Genomic DNA, 18,190 nt, shown 5'->3' with positions numbered 1-18,190 from the left:
GCCCATGCCCTGGATTCAACTCACGGTCTCTGCGCCTGAGCAGCATGCCCCCTTAGTCGGGGACATGCTGCAAGGCAACGGCGCACTGGCGGTTACCTATCGGGATGCGCAAGACAACCCCATTTTTGAACCGCCCCTTGGCGAAGTGCTGTACTGGCAGGAGACGCTGGTGACCGGGCTTTTCCCAGCTGCCACAGATCTCAAACCCGTACTGGCTAATTTGCAGAAGTCGCGCTATTTCAACGACAGCTTTAATTACAAAACCGATCAGCTCGAAGACAAAGACTGGGAGCGTGAGTGGATGGACAACTTTCATCCGATCCGCTTTGGCGAACGGTTGTGGGTCTGCCCCAGCTGGCGGGAAATTCCAGAACCAGACGCGGTCAACATCATGCTTGACCCAGGTATGGCCTTTGGTACCGGTACCCATCCGACGACCGCATTATGTCTGACCTGGCTTGACGGTCAGGACTTAACGGGTAAAACCGTGGTCGACTTCGGTTGTGGCTCTGGTATTTTGGCTATCGCTGCCCTTCTGCTTGGTGCGAAACGCGCCATTGGTATCGATATTGACCAACAGGCACTGATTGCCAGCCGCGAGAATGCCGAGCGCAACGGTGTAGCTGATAAGCTTGAAGTTTACCTGCCTAGCCAGCAGCCTGAATTGCCGGCAGACGTGGTGATGGCAAATGTCCTTGCCGGTCCACTGCAGGAACTGGCAGATGTCATTCAGGCCTATGTCGGTCCGCAAGGTGAACTGATCATGTCCGGCATACTGGAACGTCAGATCGAACAGGTACAAGCGGCCTATGAGCCGACCTTCAGCTTTAGCGAGCCGCGCCTGCAAGATGAGTGGGTCATGCTCCACGCCCTGCGTAAACAGTAGAATGTCACACAATTGTCAAGAGTAAAAAGTGCAAAAAAGGCGGCTTTTGTACAAATTACAGCCTTTTCTTTCGCCGCCAAATTCCCTAAAATTTCCGACCCTTGAGTTGAGCAGTTTTTAACCGATGCGGATCGGACCATATCAGTTAGATAATCCAGTTATCTTGGCGCCTATGGCAGGCGTTACAGACCTACCCTTCCGACAACTATGTAAGGAGTTGGGGGCGGGCCTGACTGTATCCGAAATGCTCTCGAGTAATCCGCGTGTCTGGCAGACCGAGAAATCGCAGAAGCGCATGGGGCATGCGAACGAGCCGGGTATTATTGCTGTTCAAATCGCTGGGTGTGAACCTGAGTTGATGGCGGCAGCCGCGCAACACAATGTTGCAAACGGCGCACAAATCATCGACATCAATATGGGTTGCCCGGCGAAAAAGGTAAATAAGAAAATGGCAGGGTCGGCACTGATGCAGTATCCAGAGCTGGTGCAAGAAATTTTGCACGCAGTTGTGGCTGCGGTGGAGATTCCCGTCACATTGAAAATCCGTACAGGCTGGGATCCAGACCACCGTAACGCGATTGAAATCGCACAGCTTGCTGAGCAAGCCGGCATTCAATCGTTAGCTGTTCACGGTCGCACCCGCGCTTGTATGTATAAAGGTGAAGCAGAGTACGACACTATCCGCGCCGTGAAGCAGGCGGTGTCGCTACCGGTGGTCGCTAATGGCGACATTGTTTCACCTGCCAAAGCCCGGCAGGTTCTGGACTACACGGGCGCCGATGCGGTGATGATAGGCCGTGGCGCACAGGGTAATCCGTGGTTGTTCAGAGAGATTGCCCATTTTCTGGAGACCGGGCAGGAATTGGCGAAACCGGACAATGCTGAAATCACCGAAGTGGTCATTCGTCATGTACAACGACTACATGAACACTACGGCGAATTTAGCGGTGTTCGCATCGCCCGTAAACACGTTGGTTGGTACTTACAGCAGCAACAACCAGCAGCAGTATTTCGCCGCCAGTTTGTGGCGATCGAGTCAGCGAACGAGCAACTCGACGCTTTGGCGACGTTTTTTAACTCAGTAAACTAAGAAGAGATAGAGCGCACCTATGTTTGATCAAAATGGAAATCGTGACCGAGTTTCACCTTTCACGACGATTGGTAACAACGCCCAGCCAAAACCGCTGCGTGACTCAGTAAAACAAGCAATGAACTCGTTCCTTAAGCAACTTGACGGACACGACCCTGAGGAATTGTACGAGTTGGTGCTCGCTGAGCTGGAAGCGCCGCTATTGGAAGAGGTCATGACGTACACTCGCGGTAATCAAACTCGCGCCGCAACCATGTTAGGTATCAACCGTGGTACGCTGCGTAAGAAACTGAAAAAATACGGCATGAACTAAGTGCCCCTGAAAAAGAGCGCCTTGTGTGCTCTTTTTTATTTGCAGAATAGAAACTTTCCGACTAAACAGTTAGTGACTCTTAATGGTGACCATGATGGAATTCCGACCAATTCAACGCGCTCTTCTCAGTGTTTCTGATAAAACAGGTATTGTCGAATTTGCCGAAGCCTTACGCAAACGCGGCGTGCAAATTTTATCTACCGGCGGCACCGCCAAATTATTGCGTCAACATAATATCGACGTCACCGATGTTTCTGAGCACACTGGCCAGCCGGAAATCATGGACGGCCGGGTGAAAACCCTTCATCCAAAAATTCATGGTGGTATTCTCGGCCGTCGCGGTAAAGACGATGAGGTCATGAAAGAGCAGGATATCGCTGCTATCGACATGGTCGTGGTTAACCTCTACCCGTTTGCCCAGACGGTTGCTAAGCCAAACTGCTCGCATCAGGACGCCGTCGAGAACATCGATATTGGTGGGCCAACGATGGTTCGCGCTGCAGCGAAAAACCATCAGGACGTGACTATTGTCGTGAACGCCAGAGATTACGAACGGGTCATTCTCGAGATGGATGCCCATGATAATAGTCTGACCTTCGACACCCGTTTTGATCTGGCTATCCGTGCCTTTGAACATACCGCTCAGTACGATGGCATGATTGCGAATCATTTTGGTGCACGCTTGCCCAAGCAGGACAGTAAGTTTCCCCGCACCTTCAACGCCCAGTACGAAAAGAAGCAAGATTTGCGTTACGGCGAGAACAGCCATCAACAGGCCGCCTTTTATGCTGAAGCGCAGCCTCACGAAGCTTCTGTGGCCACCGCAGTGCAACTGCAGGGTAAAGAGCTGTCTTTCAATAATATTGCCGACACCGACGCTGCGCTGGAATGTGTGAAGTCGTTTCAGGACCCAGCTTGTGTCATCGTAAAGCATGCTAACCCGTGCGGTGTTGCCATTGGCGAAACCTGTACAGACGCTTATGATCGAGCTTTTAAAACTGACCCAACCTCAGCCTTTGGTGGCATTATCGCGTTTAACCGTGAGCTGGATAAGGCCACAGCACAGGCCATTATCGAGCGCCAGTTTGTCGAAGTGATTATCGCGCCAAGTGTTAGCGAAGACGCGCAGCAAATCGTTGCCAGTAAAGCAAACGTGCGCCTGCTGTCGTCCGGACAGTGGCCTGCTGAACGCAGTCCGGCGCTGGATTTTAAACGCGTAAATGGCGGGTTACTGGTGCAGGACAATGACTTGGGCGCAGTGAGCGAAGCCGACCTGAAAGTGGTCAGTAAGGCACAACCGACCGCGGATCAGCTCAAAGATCTGTTGTTTTGTTGGAAGGTCGCCAAATTCGTGAAATCAAATGCCATCGTCTACGCCAAAGACGGCATGACCATAGGTGTCGGAGCTGGGCAGATGAGCCGCGTCTACAGTGCCAAAATCGCTGGTATCAAAGCCGCCGATGAAAATCTTGAGGTCGCTGGCAGTGTCATGGCGTCCGACGCCTTCTTTCCATTCCGGGACGGTATCGATGCAGCCGCTGCTGCAGGCATTAAGGCTATCATTCAGCCAGGTGGCTCTATTCGTGATGAAGAGATCATTAAAGCCGCCGATGAGCACGGAATTGCCATGGTGTTTACTGGTATGCGCCACTTTCGTCATTAATAGATTGCCGAGAAGCTATCCTACGTCTAGGATTATAAAGACCTTATGACATAGAAAGGATAACGATATGAAGAACTTCTTTGCATTAGTAACCATGACTGCCAGCCTGTTTATGCTGGCAGCCTGTTCTGATAGCGGGCCCTCTTCTGAGGCCGCTTCAGATGGCATGACACTCGAGCAGGCGGTGAACGAGAATCCTGCCCGTGACACCAGTAACCTTGAACGTGATGTTTACCGCAACCCAATCGAAACCCTACGCTTTTTCAATGTACAACCTGACATGACCGTGGTTGAGATCTGGCCCGGCGGCGGCTGGTACACGGAAATACTGGCACCTTACCTGAAGGAAAACGGTAAGCTCTACGCCGCCCATTTCGCACAATCAGAAACCCGCGACTATTACGTCAACTCACGCGAACAGTTTGCGGAGCGTGTTGCCAATGATCCCGCCTTCAGCGCAGTGGTCATGACAGAGTTTGCGCCAAGCGGCGACAGTGAAATTGCTCCACCAGGGAGCGCGGACCGCGTACTAACTTTCCGCAACCTGCATAACTGGTACATGAACGGTGGCATAGAAGCCGTGCAAAGCGCTTTTGAGAGCTTTTATACAGCCCTGAAGCCAGGCGGCATCCTTGGTGTTGTCGACCACCGGTTACCGGCAGATCGGCCTGATGCGCACATGGAAAGCTCGGGTTATATGAAAGAAAGTGTCGCGATTGAAGCAGCAAAAGCAGCTGGATTTGTATTTGTCGATTCCAGTGACGTCAATGCCAATCCGTTGGATACAGCTGATTATCCACGCGGTGTCTGGACCTTGCCACCCACTTTAGGATTGGGCGAGGAAGACCTGCAACGTTACATAGACATCGGTGAGAGCGACCGCTTTACCCTTAAATTTAAGAAACCTGAATCATCTTGATAAGCAAAACAAGAGAGTCCTAAACGACATGAATGTACTTGTGATAGGCGGCGGTGGCCGTGAACATGCTTTGGCATGGAAAGCGGCGCAGTCGCCGTTAGTAGAGACTGTGTTTGTGGCACCCGGTAACGCCGGCACCGCCACTGAATTAAAGCTGGAGAATATCGATCTGGCTGCAGATGACATCGATGGACTACTGACGTTCGCTCAAGATAAGAACGTCGGCCTGACCATCGTCGGTCCCGAAGCACCTTTGGTTGCCGGGGTTGTTGACCGCTTCACTGAAGCCGGCTTGAAAATCTTTGGCCCGACACAGGGCGCAGCGCGCCTGGAAGGCTCAAAAGCATTTAGCAAAGACTTTCTTGCGCGCCACTCTATTCCAACAGCAGCTTATGGAACTTTTACCGCTATCGACGAGGCCAAAGCTTACGTAGAACAGCAAGGCACGCCCATCGTAATTAAGGCTGATGGCTTGGCCGCCGGTAAAGGTGTCATTATCGCCGAGACCGAAGCGCAAGCCTTTGCCGCTATTGACGACATGCTGGCAGGCAATCGCTTTGGTGAGGCCGGGAGCCGGGTCGTTATCGAAGAGTTTCTGGTGGGTGAAGAGGCCAGCTTTATCGTCATGGTCGATGGCAAAACCGCACTGGCATTTGCCAGCAGCCAGGACCATAAAGCCCGCGACAATGGTGATAAAGGACCAAACACCGGTGGCATGGGCGCCTATTCGCCAGCACCTGTGGTCACGCCTGATGTTCACAACTGGGTGATGGACCATGTTATCGCGCCGACGGTTGAGGGCATGGCTGCAGAGGGGCATCCCTACAGCGGCTTTCTTTACGCTGGCTTGATGATTGCACCCGATGGCACAGCAAAAGTTCTCGAATACAACTGCCGTTTCGGTGATCCTGAGACACAGCCGATCATGATGCGCCTGCAATCCGACCTGGTCGAACTCTGCCTGGCCGCCTGCAAACAACAGCTGGATCAGGAGGTCATTGATTTTGATCCACGCGCCACTGTTGGTGTGGTCATGGCCGCCGGCGGTTATCCAGACAGCTATGCAAAAGGTAAGACGATTGAAGGCTTAGATGATGCTGACACCAACGACACAAAAGTCTTTCATGCCGGCACTAAAGCGCTGGACGACGGCTCAATTGTGACCTCTGGTGGCCGTGTATTATGCGTCACGGCAATTGCCGATAGCGTGCAACTGGCGCAACAAAAGGCTTATGCCGGAGTCAGTAAAATCAACTGGGAAGATGTGTATTACCGCACTGATATTGCTCACCGGGCGATCGCTCGCGAACAGTAAACATTTGCACTGCAAACAGCCGCGCGCGAGATGCCTCGCCCGCGGCTTTTTTATTAATCCTCGACGACCAAGTCTTCATCGTCGCTGCTCGACACTTCAAAGGATTCGTCGGCGTAACGGCTGCGCCCATACATACTGCCGACCTTGGGTCGATTGATGCGTGCCTGATATTTCGACCAGGCTTTTTCGATGTCTGATTCGGCTGCTTTTTCGCCACGCGCGACTGCCAGTAGCGATTGCTCTTCTGCTGACATAGGCTCAACTTCGCCATTGATCAGTGCAGCAATTAAGCTACCATGCTTGCTCAGCACGTCACTTTCACGAATTGAAAAGTCACCAGAACGGGCAAATCCGTACGGATAGTTTTTGAAGTCGTTAAACGCCTTCTTAGTGATTTGATCACGGTTGATCGTTGCCATTTGTGCCTTCCTCCAGACCAACAACTACAGGGAAATTCGTTCGCCTCTTTGCGACACTGACGATATAGAGGCGAACGGCACGGTTGTCAATAAATTTTTTAATTATTTACTAGAAGCGATAGTTCAATGTCGCGCGAACATGCCGACCCGGCGCCGCCATAAGCGGTAAAATCGGGTCATCTTGGGGGTAATTACCGACCTGCGCAGTACTCCAGTAGCGACGATCCGTCAGGTTAAAGACACCGGCGCCCAGCTGCAGTTGGTGGCTGGGAAACCATTGCACTAACCAATCCATGGTGGCGTAGCCCGGTGCGGCAAAGAGAGGGGCATTATCTGCATCATAGAGTTGCTTTTGCCCTTTTTGCGCTCGCAGAATAAGCCGTGTTTCCCAGTCTCCTGATGACGCCTGATAGGTCACGTCGGCGAGCAATGAGGGAGGGCTCAGGCTCGGCAGGCTCTGTCCGGTCGCGCGATCTTCGCCGTCACTGTAATCGAGCCAGAACTCGGAAGCCCAGTTGGGGTGCCACTGTTGCTGCCATCTCAACTCAACGCCCTCAATAATGACCTGATCGCGGTTCACCGACTGAAAAATTAATAGCTGTCGCTGCGGGTCGAAGCCTTGTGCAGCTCGGCTATCAATGAAGTCACTGAAACGATTATGATACAGGGTAGCGCTTAGCTGCGTGTCAATAGAGCGCCAGCGCAGGCCTGTCTCAAAAGTATACCCACGTTCTGGCTTAAGATCTGGATTGGCTATGGCAAGAACACGAAATTGTGGGTAATACAGACCAACATTTACATCGGCAAACGGCGGTGCGCGGTAGCCCCGGGCGTACTGAGCAAACCACTCTGCGTTGGTGCTGACAGGCCAGAGCAAACCGAGTTTGGGCAACCACGCGGTATGCGTCAGGTCCGTCACCTCGGTATCCGGATAACGGCTTTGGAACAATGAGTCTTGCTGAGTGGCCAGATCATAATACTCATAACGTACCCCCGGACTTAGCGTCGGCCCGCCCTGCCAGAGGCGAATTTCGTCGTGCAGGTATAGCCCCAGTTCGGAAATTTCGCTGCGTGGGAAGTCACGCAACGGGAAGGTCTCGCCCAGCAAAGTCTTGGTCGACTCCTGCGTACTTTGGTTGAACTGCCAGGCGTCACGCTCGTCCCATACCTCCGCCTGAGACCACTCAAAGCCATACCCGATACGCTGCTGCAAGCCGGCAAAAACGGTGTCGTACTCTAAGTCCGCTGCCAAGCCATAATTAGAGTAATCGTAACGGAAACCGCGATAAATCGACAAGGGTTGAGCCAGACGCCCGCGCTCCTCGTAGGAATCCTGCCGGGTTTGCGATTGCTGAAAAAAAACGCGCCATTCGCCACGATCATAGAATTGCGTCGCGCTACTGTTAAAACTCAGAATCGAACGCCACTCATAGCGCTCGTCGTCACCACGAAGGGCGGTGGTTGAAGCTTGTCGTCCGCTACCTAAGCTATGCCGCACTTGAGTTTCACGCTCTTCGCGCAGCGCATCAAAGCTCAGTTGCAGTTCACCGTAGGTGCTGGCGTACTGCCATTTCAGCAAGGCACCTGTTTGCTCGATATCCTGCGGATCACGTTCAGCCTCCGTTAGGCCCTGTGCTTCACTTTCAGCGCGCGAACTCGCAGCACCCGCAAGCAAAAAGCTGTGCTGACCTGAGCTCAATGCCGTTGCCACCCGTCCGTAAGCACGATCGGCATCGGAACCAAAGCCAAGCCGCACCCGGGTCCCGTGTTGAGGTGTGGTGAGGACATCCTCCGCCACCAAGGTATGCACAGCGACAACGCCGCCCAGAGCATCACTGCCGTAAAGTGTCGATGCCGGACCACGCAAGATCTCCACGCGGTTGGCCAGCCCCAAATCCAGTAAGCCACGGCCGGTATCAGAAAAGCTACCGACGGCAAAACGATCAGCAATAGCTACTTGATCGACGACAACGGCGGTGCGGTTGCCACCAACACCACGAATACGGAAACCGCTGTAACCAAAGCGATTAGAACTGTCATCTAACTCCACTCCCATTTCATAGCGAATTAAATCGCTCGCATTAAAGACCAGATCACGTTCCAGCTCCGCGTCACTGATTACAGAAACAGTACCGGCAACCTCGCTCACAGCGCGAGCTTGTCTATGAGCAACGACGGTTATAATTTCATCTGGACGAATTTCTTCAGTAGCTTCGCTGCTGATTTGCTGCGCGGCGGCTGGTAGAGCCACCGCGCAAATCACCACGCTACAGACGCACCCAAGCCTGCTGTGGAATTGTCCCATCAATACACCTCGTTGCGGGTATTGTAATTATTGAACTTACCGGTTGGCGTAACGATTTTCTCGCCTTTAATGACATGTTTAAGCTTGCGCGTTTTATCATCCACGATAACGATCGCTGATTCTTCTTCCATGCCACTCCAGACCGAGAACCACACTTCATCGCCGGCCATATTGTATTCAGGCTGGACGATACGCTTAGGACCTGGACCTAAGTCTGCCCACTCTGCAATAGGCAATACCTCGTAGCCAGCCCCCAGGTTGTTGATATCAAACACTGCTACCGACTGTGCTTTCGCCTCATCCGGGTTCAATGGCGTGTCCACCCATAGGTTGCTTGAAAGTGGATGGGTCTTGATAAAGAGTGAGCCGCCGCCCTGACCTTCAAGAATGCGGACAACCTTAAAGGCATTGTCTGGGTGGCCTTCGGGGTCGGTGCCAATTAGTGTGATATTGGCGTTACCCAAAGCACTTGTCGCCCAGACCGGACCATGTTCAGGATCTTCGAAATTTGCGCCCCGACCCGGGTGCGGGATCCGCTCCACTGGAATTAAGGCTTCCAGTTTACGCTCCAACGCATCGACCACGGCAATAGTGTCATTTTCGTTCGCAGCAGTCAGGAAATACCGGCCGGAACTGTCCCAGCCACCGTCATGCAGAAAAGGCGCTGCTGAAATGGTAGTCACCTGCAAATTCTCGATGTCAGCATAGTTCACCAGTTTGATCTGACCGGTCTCTTTTACATTGACGATGAACTCAGGGTGTTTATGTGAACCAACAATCGCCGCGACACGTGGCTCAGGATGGTACTCCTGAGTGTCCACCGTCATACCTCGCGTAGACACAATCTTGTGCGGTTCCAGCGTCTGGCCATCCATCAGCACGTAGTGCGGCGGCCAGTAAGCGCCAGCGATGGCGACCTTGTCTTCATAGCCCTTAAAGCGAGAGTTCTCTACTGATCTTGCCTCTAGGCCGATTTTGATTTCCGCCACCACCTGCGGTGGAAACATATACAGATCAATCAAATCGATTTTTCCGTCACGACCTATGGTAGTGAAATAGCGACCCGAACTGGACGCACGTGAAATATGAACTGCGTAGCCAGTCTCAACATAATTCAGTACTTCCTTGCTGGCACCATCGATAATGGCAACCTGCCCGGCATCACGCAACGTCACCGCAAACATGTTGTCGACGTCGTAATTATGTTGCGGTTCGCTTGGTCGGTCTTCCGGAGCAACATGAACCACCCAACTGTTCATCATTTCCGGCATACCCCATTCCGGTGGGGTTGGTGGTTCGTGCTGAATGAAACGCGCAAGAATGTCGATCTCGTCGGTGGTTAACTCACCAGAGGTGCCCCAATTTGGCATACCGCCCGGCGAGCCGTAGTTAATAAGAGCTTTCAGGTACTCGGTACCTTTTTGCTGGGTAATGTCAGGGGTTAGCGGCAGACCTGTTGCCCCTTTACGTAGTACCCCGTGACAACCGGCACAACGCTGAAAGTAGATTTTCTGTGCCACTGCAAATTCGTCTTCGCTCATCGCCGGAGCACCAGGCGAGACCACTTGTTTACCGCCTTCGACCTGCGAGGGCGCGCCCTTATAACTGACCTCGGCAGCGGTTTCATCAGCATGCGGCTTACCGGCCGCCCGATCTTTTAGACCCAACTCCACCCGGCTGTCTTCAACGTCCTGCTCGTCGACCTTAGCACCCGAGTTCCCCCAGCTGCTAAGCACGTAATTCGTAATCGCTGCAATGCTATCGTTGGTGAGATGCTGCATCGGTGGCATCACTGCATTGTAGGTTTGCCCATTCACTTCCAGCGGGCCAGATTTGCCTTGCAAAATCGTCGCAATGACGTAGTCAGGCTGGCCATCAACATTGGGATTATTCGCTAACGGTGGGAAAGCTCCGGCTAATCCCATTCCCGTAGGCTGGTGACAGGCCTGACATTGTTTTGCATAGGCGTCCTTACCGTGGTCATCGGCAACTGCCGGCTGAATAGAAAACAGCAACGCGGCCAGACCACTGAAAAGAGCTAACGGTGACAGGGACCACTTTGGATGAGTAGAGAGTTTAGAATGCATAGGGCGTCCTCCTTGATGGACTTTCAGCTAAAGCTAGCTGATATCATTCTAAGACTAGAGCATAGAATGAAATTGATCGATATCAAGGAAGGGGGGGCCAGCCCGTTGCATCAGGAGTACCCCCACATGAGTAGTTGTGATTGCTGCTACGGGTTAAATCTTTACCCGTAGTCCCCAATCATCGCGCGCGTCACGAGCGAGCTGCTCGCGAAATTGCGGAGCGGCAATATGAATCAGTGCTTCAGCGCGCTCGGTGAGGCTGCGCGCGCGCAGATTGGCGACGCCGTATTCAGTTACCACATAGTGCACGTGAGCACGAGTAGTGACAACACCAGCTCCAGGCGCAAGCATGGCGGAAATACGGGAAATCTGGCCCCCGGCAGCTGTCGCCGGCAAGGCAATCACCGAACGTCCGCCCTCTGAAAGGCTTGCTCCACGGACAAAGTCCATTTGCCCGCCAACCCCCGAATAGACTTTGGTTCCAATTGAATCGGCACACACCTGACCGGTCAGATCCACCTGCAGTGCACTGTTGATGGCCATCACCTGCTTATTCTGACGGATCACAGCGGTATCGTTGGTGTATTCGACATCAAGGAAGGCCACTTGTGGGTTATCGTCAACAAAGTCGTACAGTTCCTGACTGCCCATGGCAAAGGTCGTGACGATACGGCCGCGATGCTTGCGTTTACGGGAGTTGTTGATCACACCACTTGTTACCAGCGGCAGTACCCCATCAGAGAACATCTCAGTATGGATCCCCAAGTCCCGGTGATGGGTCAGGCAGCCCAGGGTCGCGTCGGGGATCGCACCAATCCCCATTTGCAGACAGTCTCCATCATTAATCAATTCGGCCACCCGCTCACCGATACGTAAGGTGGTCTTACTTTGCTGAGGACGCTGGTGTAAGGGCAGATCCTGGGCAAGCTCAAAATAGCGATCAATGCGTGACATGTGCACAAAAGAATCGCCATGGGTACGCGGCATCTTTGGATTGACCCAAGCGATCACTTTTTTTGCCACCTGCAGCGCCGCGCGCGTCGCTTCAACAGAAATCCCCAAGCTACAATTACCGTGAGCGTCGGGTGCCGATACCTGTATCAATACCGCATCAAGATGCTGCTCACCGGAACGGAACAGTTTTGGGATCTCTGATAAAAAGATCGGCACATAATCTGCAAGCCCTTCACTGACCGCTTCACGCGTGGACTTTCCGACAAAGAATGCGCGCTGCCTTAAGTGACCAGACAATGCGGCATCGCCTAACATCTCACTGTGTTCAGTGTGCAACTGCAGCAGGGTCATATTTTTGCGGGAAGGGGCGATTTCAGCGAGACCTTCAAGCAATTTATACGGGGTGGCTGCCATCGACTGACACCATATAATGTCGTTATCGGCGAGAATACTTAGGGCTTCTGCCGCTGTTTCTACACGCATTTTCACTCCTTTTGCGGTACATTAGGATTACACTCATCAGAATTCAGAGTAAGGATAGTATGAAGTTATTCGCAATGTTAGGCGCAATCAATATGGCACTTGGGGTAATTCTTGGTGCATTCGGGGCACATGGTTTAAAAGGCAAACTGAGTCCCGAAATGCTCGCGGTATTCCAAACCGGTGTACAGTACCAGATTTATCATGCGCTAGGGTTGTTGCTAGTTGCGGCGCTGTTACTTCCGTATCCGCAGGCCACCGGGCTGCGCACCGGTGGCTGGCTGCTGCTGGCCGGTATTATTCTATTCTCAGGTAGCCTCTATCTGCTGGCAGTAACCGGAGCCAAGTTCTTTGGTCCAGTCACGCCAATTGGCGGCGCTTGCTTTATTATCGGCTGGATCTGGATCTTCTGGGCCATGCTAAAAGAGTTCTGAGGTCGTTGTCTGATGCTGATTGCATTGATGTTTAGCGCATTACTCACAGCGACTCCGCCGAAGCTGACATGGTACCCATGTCTGCTCGGTCAGACCTTAATGGCTAACGAATGTACCGGCGCAGCGCAACGGTGGCAGTGGAATCAAGCCAAGGTCGCCATCGGCCAACTCGACACTGAAGTAAACTGGCGCCTGCCAACGGTACAGGAGCTGAAGCGTCACCTAAACAGTAACGAAGCGCCCCAATCCATAAAAGGCCCCGTACACAGTGAGTGGTTACTTACGTCTTCGGTAATGCGCCATGGCGACGAACTATTGGTCGCTGCCGTACACTCTGGGTCAGGGAAAGTTGAGTACCTGTCGGTGCGCGACCATGGCTTAGTGGTTCTTGTTCACGATTAAAAACGATGCAAGAATGACGGTATCTTAGCTGGCCGACTGGATGGTTCTCACCACCATATTATGCGCTTACGCCACATTGAAGTTTTTCACGCAATTTATACGACCGGTTCCGTAACGGCGGCGGCGCAACTGTTGCATATCTCTCAGCCCGCGGTATCCAAAGCTTTAGGGCATGCTGAGCAACAACTTGGTTTTGCCCTGTTCAAACGTGAAAAAGGTAAGTTGCTTCCCACCGACGAAGCGCTGGCGTTGTTTCCCGCGGTGGAACAGGTTTATCGGCAGTTGCACAGCGTTAAGGCTCTTGCACAAAATATTCAGCGCCATGATGAGGGCCTGATCGATTTAGCCATTACACCAGCCTTGGGCTTTAACGTTATCCCGGTCGCCATTGCCCGCTTTAATCAGCACTATCCTAAGGTGCGTTTTCGTCTGCAAACGATCCATAATGATGAAGCCATGCAGGCCCTGGTTGAGCGCGACTGTGAGCTCGCATTGCTTTATGCCTCGCCAGGTTATCCAAACGTTGAAGCTATCGAACTCGGCAGCACTGAAATAAAAGTGCTTTACCCGTGTGAGACCTTCGCCAGGCAACCGCAGTCGTTAACCTACGCTGAACTCTCCACACTACCCTTGATTGCCATCTGGGACAGTGGCCCTATCGGCCAGTTGCTCTGGCAACAGCTTAATCAGGCCGGGGTTGATACTGCATCGATCATTCAGGTCGATACTTATTACATTGCCGCGCGCATGGTTGCACAAGGCTTGGGCTGCTGTACTATCGATGCGATTTCGGCTCAGGGTAACCCGGACCAACGCGTAGCCACAGCGTCTCTCGAACCTCCACTTCAGGTACCTATACGAGCACTCCATCTGGCCGCTAAACCGCTATCGAAACTTAGCCAGGCATTTTTGCCCTTCGTACAAAGTGCGTTACTCGATCAGCAGTCATAACTTCAGGTTATAGCGTACCTTCTATTATTCACTGTTGTTTTACGGCCAAATTCCTATCCTAAGGCGGACATTAACCACCTATCCAAGGAATCCAGATGACGCCGTTAAAAGCCCCTTACCTACTATTTATTGGTGATGCCAAGGATCCACTTAGCATTAAAATGGCTCGTAGCGCAGCGGATTGGAGTCCGGAAAAATGTATCGGTGAATTGCGTCTGCCGGGCTGTACGGTGACGACCGGTTGTCCGGCGTTGACGATTGCAGAAGCTAAGGCTGCTGGCGCGCAAAGTTTGGTTTTGGGTTTTGCCAATAGCGGTGGTTATATTGATGAAGCCTGGTTGCCAGTGATTCACGAGGCAATCGCTTCTGGTATGGATATTATCAGTGGCCTTCACGACCGGCTGCAGGACATTCCTGAACTCGTAAGCGCGGCCCAGGCCAGAGGCTGTGAGTTATTCGACATCCGCCACCCGCGCCAGCGACTGCGCACGGGAAAAGGCTATCGCCGTGAGGGTAAGCGTTTACTCACTGTTGGCACGGATTGTTCGGTCGGGAAAATGTACACCAGTTTAGCGATTACCCGCGAGCTGCAGCGTCGGCAACGCAACGTGAGCTTCCGCGCGACAGGACAAAGCGGTATTTTGGTCGCCGGCGATGGTGTCGCGGTAGACTGTGTGATCGCAGATTTTATTGCCGGCGCCATTGAAGATTTAGCGCCAGCGAATGCCCCGGAGCACTGGGATATTATCGAGGGTCAGGGTTCCCTCTCGCATCCAGCCTTTGCTGGTGTGAGTCTGGGACTCCTGCATGGCTCTCAGCCTGATGCCTTAGTGGTGTGCCATGCGTTAGGCCGCTCAAGTATGCGGGCTATCGATAACCGGCCCTTGCCAAGCCTGGAAGAAACCATCGCGCTCAATGAAATGCTGGCTCGGGTGACCAACCCTCAAGGCAAAGTCATTGCCATTGCGGTGAATACGTCTGCGGTCGACGAAGAAGGTGCGATGACCTACTGCCGGGACGTTGAACAACGGTTAGGGCTGCCCTGCGTCGACCCGATTCGTCATGGTGTCGCGCGCATTGCGGATAAACTCGAGGGTTAAAACAAGAAAATTTGGAGCGGGAAACGAGATTCGAACTCGCGACCCCAACCTTGGCAAGGTTGTGCTCTACCAGCTGAGCTATTCCCGCATCAAGAAAGGTATTCGAGGGTGAAGTTTGGAGCGGGAAACGAGATTCGAACTCGCGACCCCAACCTTGGCAAGGTTGTGCTCTACCACTGAGCTATTCCCGCTTAAACTTCTGTCATCAAATGCGATAACGGAGGCGAATTTTACTGAATTCGGCAGGCTTTGCAACCGCTTTTTCGGCTTATTCGGCTTGAATGTCGAAAAAGTGCGCACGGTAGTACTGTAATTCGTCGATCGACTCTCGAATATCGGCCAGCGCCGTATGTGCGCCTTGTTTCGTAAGACCTGCTGCGACATCCGGAGCCCAGTATTTTGCAAGTTGCTTCACCGTGCTGACATCGAGGTTACGGTAGTGGAAGAAAGCCTCTAACTCAGGCATGTGGCGGGCCAGAAAGCGTCGATCCTGACAAATGCTATTACCGCACATTGGCGAGCTTTGCGGAGTGCACCACTTCGCCAAAAACTCTAGGGTTTCCCGTTCTGCCGCGGCATCGTCGTGCGCACTCGCTTTAACTCGCTCGATAAGACCGGATCCAGTGTGCGTGCGCACATTCCAGTCATCCATCAGTTCCAAGCGCACTTCAGGCTGGTGCACAGCAATCACCGGCCCCTCTGCAAGTACGTTAAGCTGTTGATCTGTGACGATAGTCGCAATCTCGATAATGAAGTCCCGGTCGGGTTCCAGCCCGGTCATTTCCAGGTCGATCCAAATCAGTCGATCTGCTGTCGCGGTCATGTTTTTTCCCTCTGACTCATCTAAGTAGTGCCTATTGTCCGTAATTCAGGCGGAGTTGCAAAGAATATTGTATCATTAGCAACAATTGACGTTGCCAACCAAGTTAGGAGCCTTGTGGGGAAACATCGAAAGTTAAATAAAGGACAGTTACGCCGCGTTCGCGCCAACCAGCAAAAACGGTTGCAGCAAAACGATCTCGAGCAACAGCTCGATGATGCAAGTTTAGGTGGTACGGAATCCGGCATCATCGTTGCGCGGTTCGGTCAGCACGCCATTGTCGCCGGTGATGATGAACAACAGTACCGTTGCAATATTCGCCGCGGTATTGAAAGTCTTGTCTGTGGTGACGAGGTCGTGTGGCGCCGCTTTACAGGGCAAAGTGCTAACACTGAACAAGGCGTCATTGAAGCCGTGCAACCGCGGCGTTCGCTGCTCAGCCGGCCCGATTACTACGATGGGGTAAAACCTGTTGCGGCCAATATTGATCAGATTTTAATTATTTCGAGCGTGCTGCCTGCCTTTTCAACCCAGATTATTGATCGTTATCTGGTTGCCTGTGAAGACATTGACATTACCCCGGTGATTATTCTCAATAAGGCTGACTTACTTGACGAGGTCGGCGCGACAGAACGGGAAGAGATTGGCGCAGCACTGGCAATGTACGAAGCTATTGGTTATCAGGTACTGAGTGTCAGCGCCAAAACCACCGGCGGCCTGGATGACAGTAAGCGTTTACTGCAAACCGAGGTTTCGATTGTGGTGGGCCAGTCAGGTGTCGGCAAGTCGTCCCTGGTGAATGCGCTGTTACCGGATATTGACGCTGACGTAGGCGATATTTCCAGCAACTCAGGTCTAGGGCAGCATACCACCACTGTGGCCACGCGTTACCCGTTGCCTGACGGCGGGTTTCTTATCGATTCCCCGGGAATTCGTGAGTTTGCCCTCTGGCATTTAGATGAAACTCGTGTAGCGTGGTGCTTTATCGATTTCCGGCCGTTTCTGGGCCAATGCAAATTCAGAGATTGTAAACACCAGCCGCAGGATCCGGGCTGTGCATTACAGCAAGCGGTAGAAGCAGGTGACCTGCATCCGCTTCGGTTGTACAATTTCCACAAAATTATAGAGTCGATGGCCACCAGTAAGCCATCGCGCGCAATGCCACGAGGTAGTAAGAAGTGAATTGGGATGATGTAAAAATTAAAGTGCAGTACTTAACGCCTAAGCATGCTTTGTCGCGCTTAGTCGGAGCTTTTGCGGCTGCCCGTGCGGGCGTCTTCACACAACTCTTTATTCGTTGGTTTATTTGGAAATACAACGTCGATATGACTGAAGCGGTTGAAGAAAGTCCGAAAGCCTATAAAACGTTTAACGACTTTTTCACGCGCTATCTGAAAGCCGACTTGCGCCCGCTCAACGCCACGGAAGTGCACCAGTTTGCGCATCCAGTTGACGGTGCCGTAAGCCAGCTTGGCCCGATCAAAGACGGTCGTATCTTTCAGGCCAAAGGACACGATTACAGCCTGACCGAACTGCTGGGCGGCGATCCGCGTGATGCTCATGCCTTTAAAAACGGTGAATTTGCCACCATTTATTTAGCACCGAAAGACTACCACCGCATTCACATGCCCTGCGATGGTGTGCTGCGTAAAATGATCTATGTGCCTGGCGATTTATTCTCGGTGAACCCTTTAACTGCCGCCAATGTGCCTAATTTATTCGCCCGTAATGAACGCGTGGTTGCGATTTTTGATGGTGAGTTTGGTAAGTTCTCGATGGTGCTCGTCGGCGCCACCATCGTTGCCAGTATCGGCACCGTCTGGGCAGGCACAGTGACCCCACCCACCGGTAAGCACGTGCATAGCTGGGAGTATCCGGCCAGCGGTGATCAGGCGATTCGCCTGAAAAAAGGTGAAGAAATGGGACACTTTAAGCTTGGGTCGACGGTGGTACTCACCTTCCCTGCAGACACCATTGATTTTGACGACGATCTTGGGCCCCTATCTGTCACCCGCATGGGACAGGTGCTCGGGGAACGAGACGACTAGCGCT

General features: G+C 52.7%; 17 protein-coding genes and 2 tRNA genes. 12 read left to right on the top strand and 7 right to left on the bottom strand.

The window, feature by feature from the left end; genetic code table 11:
* Positions 1–4 precede the first annotated feature (4 nt).
* The 6 genes from prmA to purD all read left to right on the top strand — a co-directional run bounded on the left by prmA (position 5) and on the right by purD (position 6,186).
* Positions 5–886 (top strand): 50S ribosomal protein L11 methyltransferase, encoded by an 882-nt coding sequence (prmA, locus tag J6J34_RS08625; protein WP_301721117.1) that lies wholly within the window; start codon positions 5–7, stop codon positions 884–886.
* Between the two features lie 124 nt (positions 887–1,010).
* Positions 1,011–1,976, top strand: a complete 966-nt coding sequence (dusB, locus tag J6J34_RS08620) for a tRNA dihydrouridine synthase DusB (RefSeq protein WP_301721119.1) — start codon at positions 1,011–1,013, stop codon at positions 1,974–1,976.
* Positions 1,977–1,995: 19 nt separating this feature from the next.
* A complete protein-coding gene (fis, locus tag J6J34_RS08615; RefSeq protein WP_301721120.1) occupies positions 1,996–2,289 on the top strand; it encodes a DNA-binding transcriptional regulator Fis in 294 nt (97 codons plus the stop codon).
* 91 nt (positions 2,290–2,380) lie between these two features.
* Entirely contained in the window at positions 2,381–3,952 is a 1,572-nt protein-coding gene (gene purH, locus J6J34_RS08610; protein ID WP_301721361.1) for a bifunctional phosphoribosylaminoimidazolecarboxamide formyltransferase/IMP cyclohydrolase, read from the top strand.
* Between the two features lie 67 nt (positions 3,953–4,019).
* The gene (locus J6J34_RS08605) at positions 4,020–4,871 is read left to right on the top strand and encodes a class I SAM-dependent methyltransferase (protein WP_301836835.1); all 852 of its coding nucleotides are present in this window, start codon (positions 4,020–4,022) and stop codon (positions 4,869–4,871) included.
* Positions 4,872–4,899: 28 nt separating this feature from the next.
* Positions 4,900–6,186: a phosphoribosylamine--glycine ligase gene (gene purD, locus J6J34_RS08600; RefSeq protein WP_301898878.1), complete on the top strand. Its 1,287-nt coding sequence runs from the start codon at positions 4,900–4,902 to the stop codon at positions 6,184–6,186.
* 53 nt (positions 6,187–6,239) lie between these two features.
* On the opposite strand, the gene J6J34_RS08595 is transcribed toward purD, so the two are convergent.
* The 4 genes from J6J34_RS08595 to J6J34_RS08580 form a co-directional block, all read right to left on the bottom strand.
* Positions 6,240–6,605, bottom strand: a complete 366-nt coding sequence (locus J6J34_RS08595) for a MaoP family protein (RefSeq protein ID WP_301721124.1) — start codon at positions 6,603–6,605, stop codon at positions 6,240–6,242.
* Between the two features lie 109 nt (positions 6,606–6,714).
* A complete protein-coding gene (locus tag J6J34_RS08590; RefSeq protein WP_301721125.1) occupies positions 6,715–8,856 on the bottom strand; it encodes a TonB-dependent receptor domain-containing protein in 2,142 nt (713 codons plus the stop codon).
* 53 nt (positions 8,857–8,909) lie between these two features.
* Positions 8,910–10,997 carry a cytochrome D1 domain-containing protein gene (locus J6J34_RS08585; protein ID WP_301898877.1) on the bottom strand — a complete coding sequence of 696 codons (2,088 nt, stop codon included), beginning with the start codon at positions 10,995–10,997 and terminating at the stop codon, positions 8,910–8,912.
* 153 nt (positions 10,998–11,150) lie between these two features.
* On the bottom strand, positions 11,151–12,434 hold the full coding sequence (locus tag J6J34_RS08580) for an acetyl-CoA hydrolase/transferase family protein (RefSeq protein ID WP_301721127.1): 1,284 nt from the start codon (positions 12,432–12,434) through the stop codon (positions 11,151–11,153).
* A gap of 59 nt (positions 12,435–12,493) precedes the next feature.
* Between J6J34_RS08580 and J6J34_RS08575 the strand changes: the two genes are divergently transcribed.
* From J6J34_RS08575 to dgcN, 4 genes are all read left to right on the top strand, one after another.
* Positions 12,494–12,865 (top strand): DUF423 domain-containing protein, encoded by a 372-nt coding sequence (locus J6J34_RS08575; protein WP_301721128.1) that lies wholly within the window; start codon positions 12,494–12,496, stop codon positions 12,863–12,865.
* 12 nt (positions 12,866–12,877) lie between these two features.
* The gene (locus J6J34_RS08570) at positions 12,878–13,267 is read left to right on the top strand and encodes an Lcl C-terminal domain-containing protein (protein ID WP_301836837.1); all 390 of its coding nucleotides are present in this window, start codon (positions 12,878–12,880) and stop codon (positions 13,265–13,267) included.
* Between the two features lie 60 nt (positions 13,268–13,327).
* Positions 13,328–14,218 carry a LysR family transcriptional regulator gene (locus J6J34_RS08565; RefSeq protein ID WP_301721131.1) on the top strand — a complete coding sequence of 297 codons (891 nt, stop codon included), beginning with the start codon at positions 13,328–13,330 and terminating at the stop codon, positions 14,216–14,218.
* Between the two features lie 95 nt (positions 14,219–14,313).
* Positions 14,314–15,318, top strand: coding sequence for an N-acetyltransferase DgcN (dgcN, locus tag J6J34_RS08560; RefSeq protein ID WP_301898876.1), 1,005 nt, complete (start codon positions 14,314–14,316; stop codon positions 15,316–15,318).
* Positions 15,319–15,330: 12 nt separating this feature from the next.
* Here the strand turns inward: dgcN and J6J34_RS08555 are convergent.
* The 3 genes from J6J34_RS08555 to orn all read right to left on the bottom strand — a co-directional run bounded on the left by J6J34_RS08555 (position 15,331) and on the right by orn (position 16,141).
* Positions 15,331–15,406, bottom strand: a tRNA-Gly gene (locus J6J34_RS08555).
* 28 nt (positions 15,407–15,434) lie between these two features.
* Positions 15,435–15,509: transfer RNA gene (locus tag J6J34_RS08550), tRNA-Gly, on the bottom strand.
* Between the two features lie 77 nt (positions 15,510–15,586).
* Positions 15,587–16,141 carry an oligoribonuclease gene (orn, locus tag J6J34_RS08545; RefSeq protein ID WP_301774763.1) on the bottom strand — a complete coding sequence of 185 codons (555 nt, stop codon included), beginning with the start codon at positions 16,139–16,141 and terminating at the stop codon, positions 15,587–15,589.
* A gap of 114 nt (positions 16,142–16,255) precedes the next feature.
* Between orn and rsgA the strand changes: the two genes are divergently transcribed.
* Together rsgA and asd are read left to right on the top strand one after the other, a co-directional pair.
* Positions 16,256–17,320: a small ribosomal subunit biogenesis GTPase RsgA gene (gene rsgA, locus J6J34_RS08540; protein ID WP_301898875.1), complete on the top strand. Its 1,065-nt coding sequence runs from the start codon at positions 16,256–16,258 to the stop codon at positions 17,318–17,320.
* Positions 17,317–18,186 (top strand): archaetidylserine decarboxylase, encoded by an 870-nt coding sequence (gene asd / locus J6J34_RS08535; protein WP_301898874.1) that lies wholly within the window; start codon positions 17,317–17,319, stop codon positions 18,184–18,186. Before rsgA ends, asd begins: the two co-directional genes overlap by 4 nt.
* Positions 18,187–18,190: the final 4 nt, after the last annotated feature.

The organism is Pseudidiomarina terrestris, assembly GCF_030466405.1.
In the GTDB taxonomy this organism is placed as follows: Bacteria; Pseudomonadota; Gammaproteobacteria; order Enterobacterales; family Alteromonadaceae; genus Pseudidiomarina; species Pseudidiomarina terrestris.
This window is presented reverse-complemented; position numbering and strand designations above follow the sequence as displayed.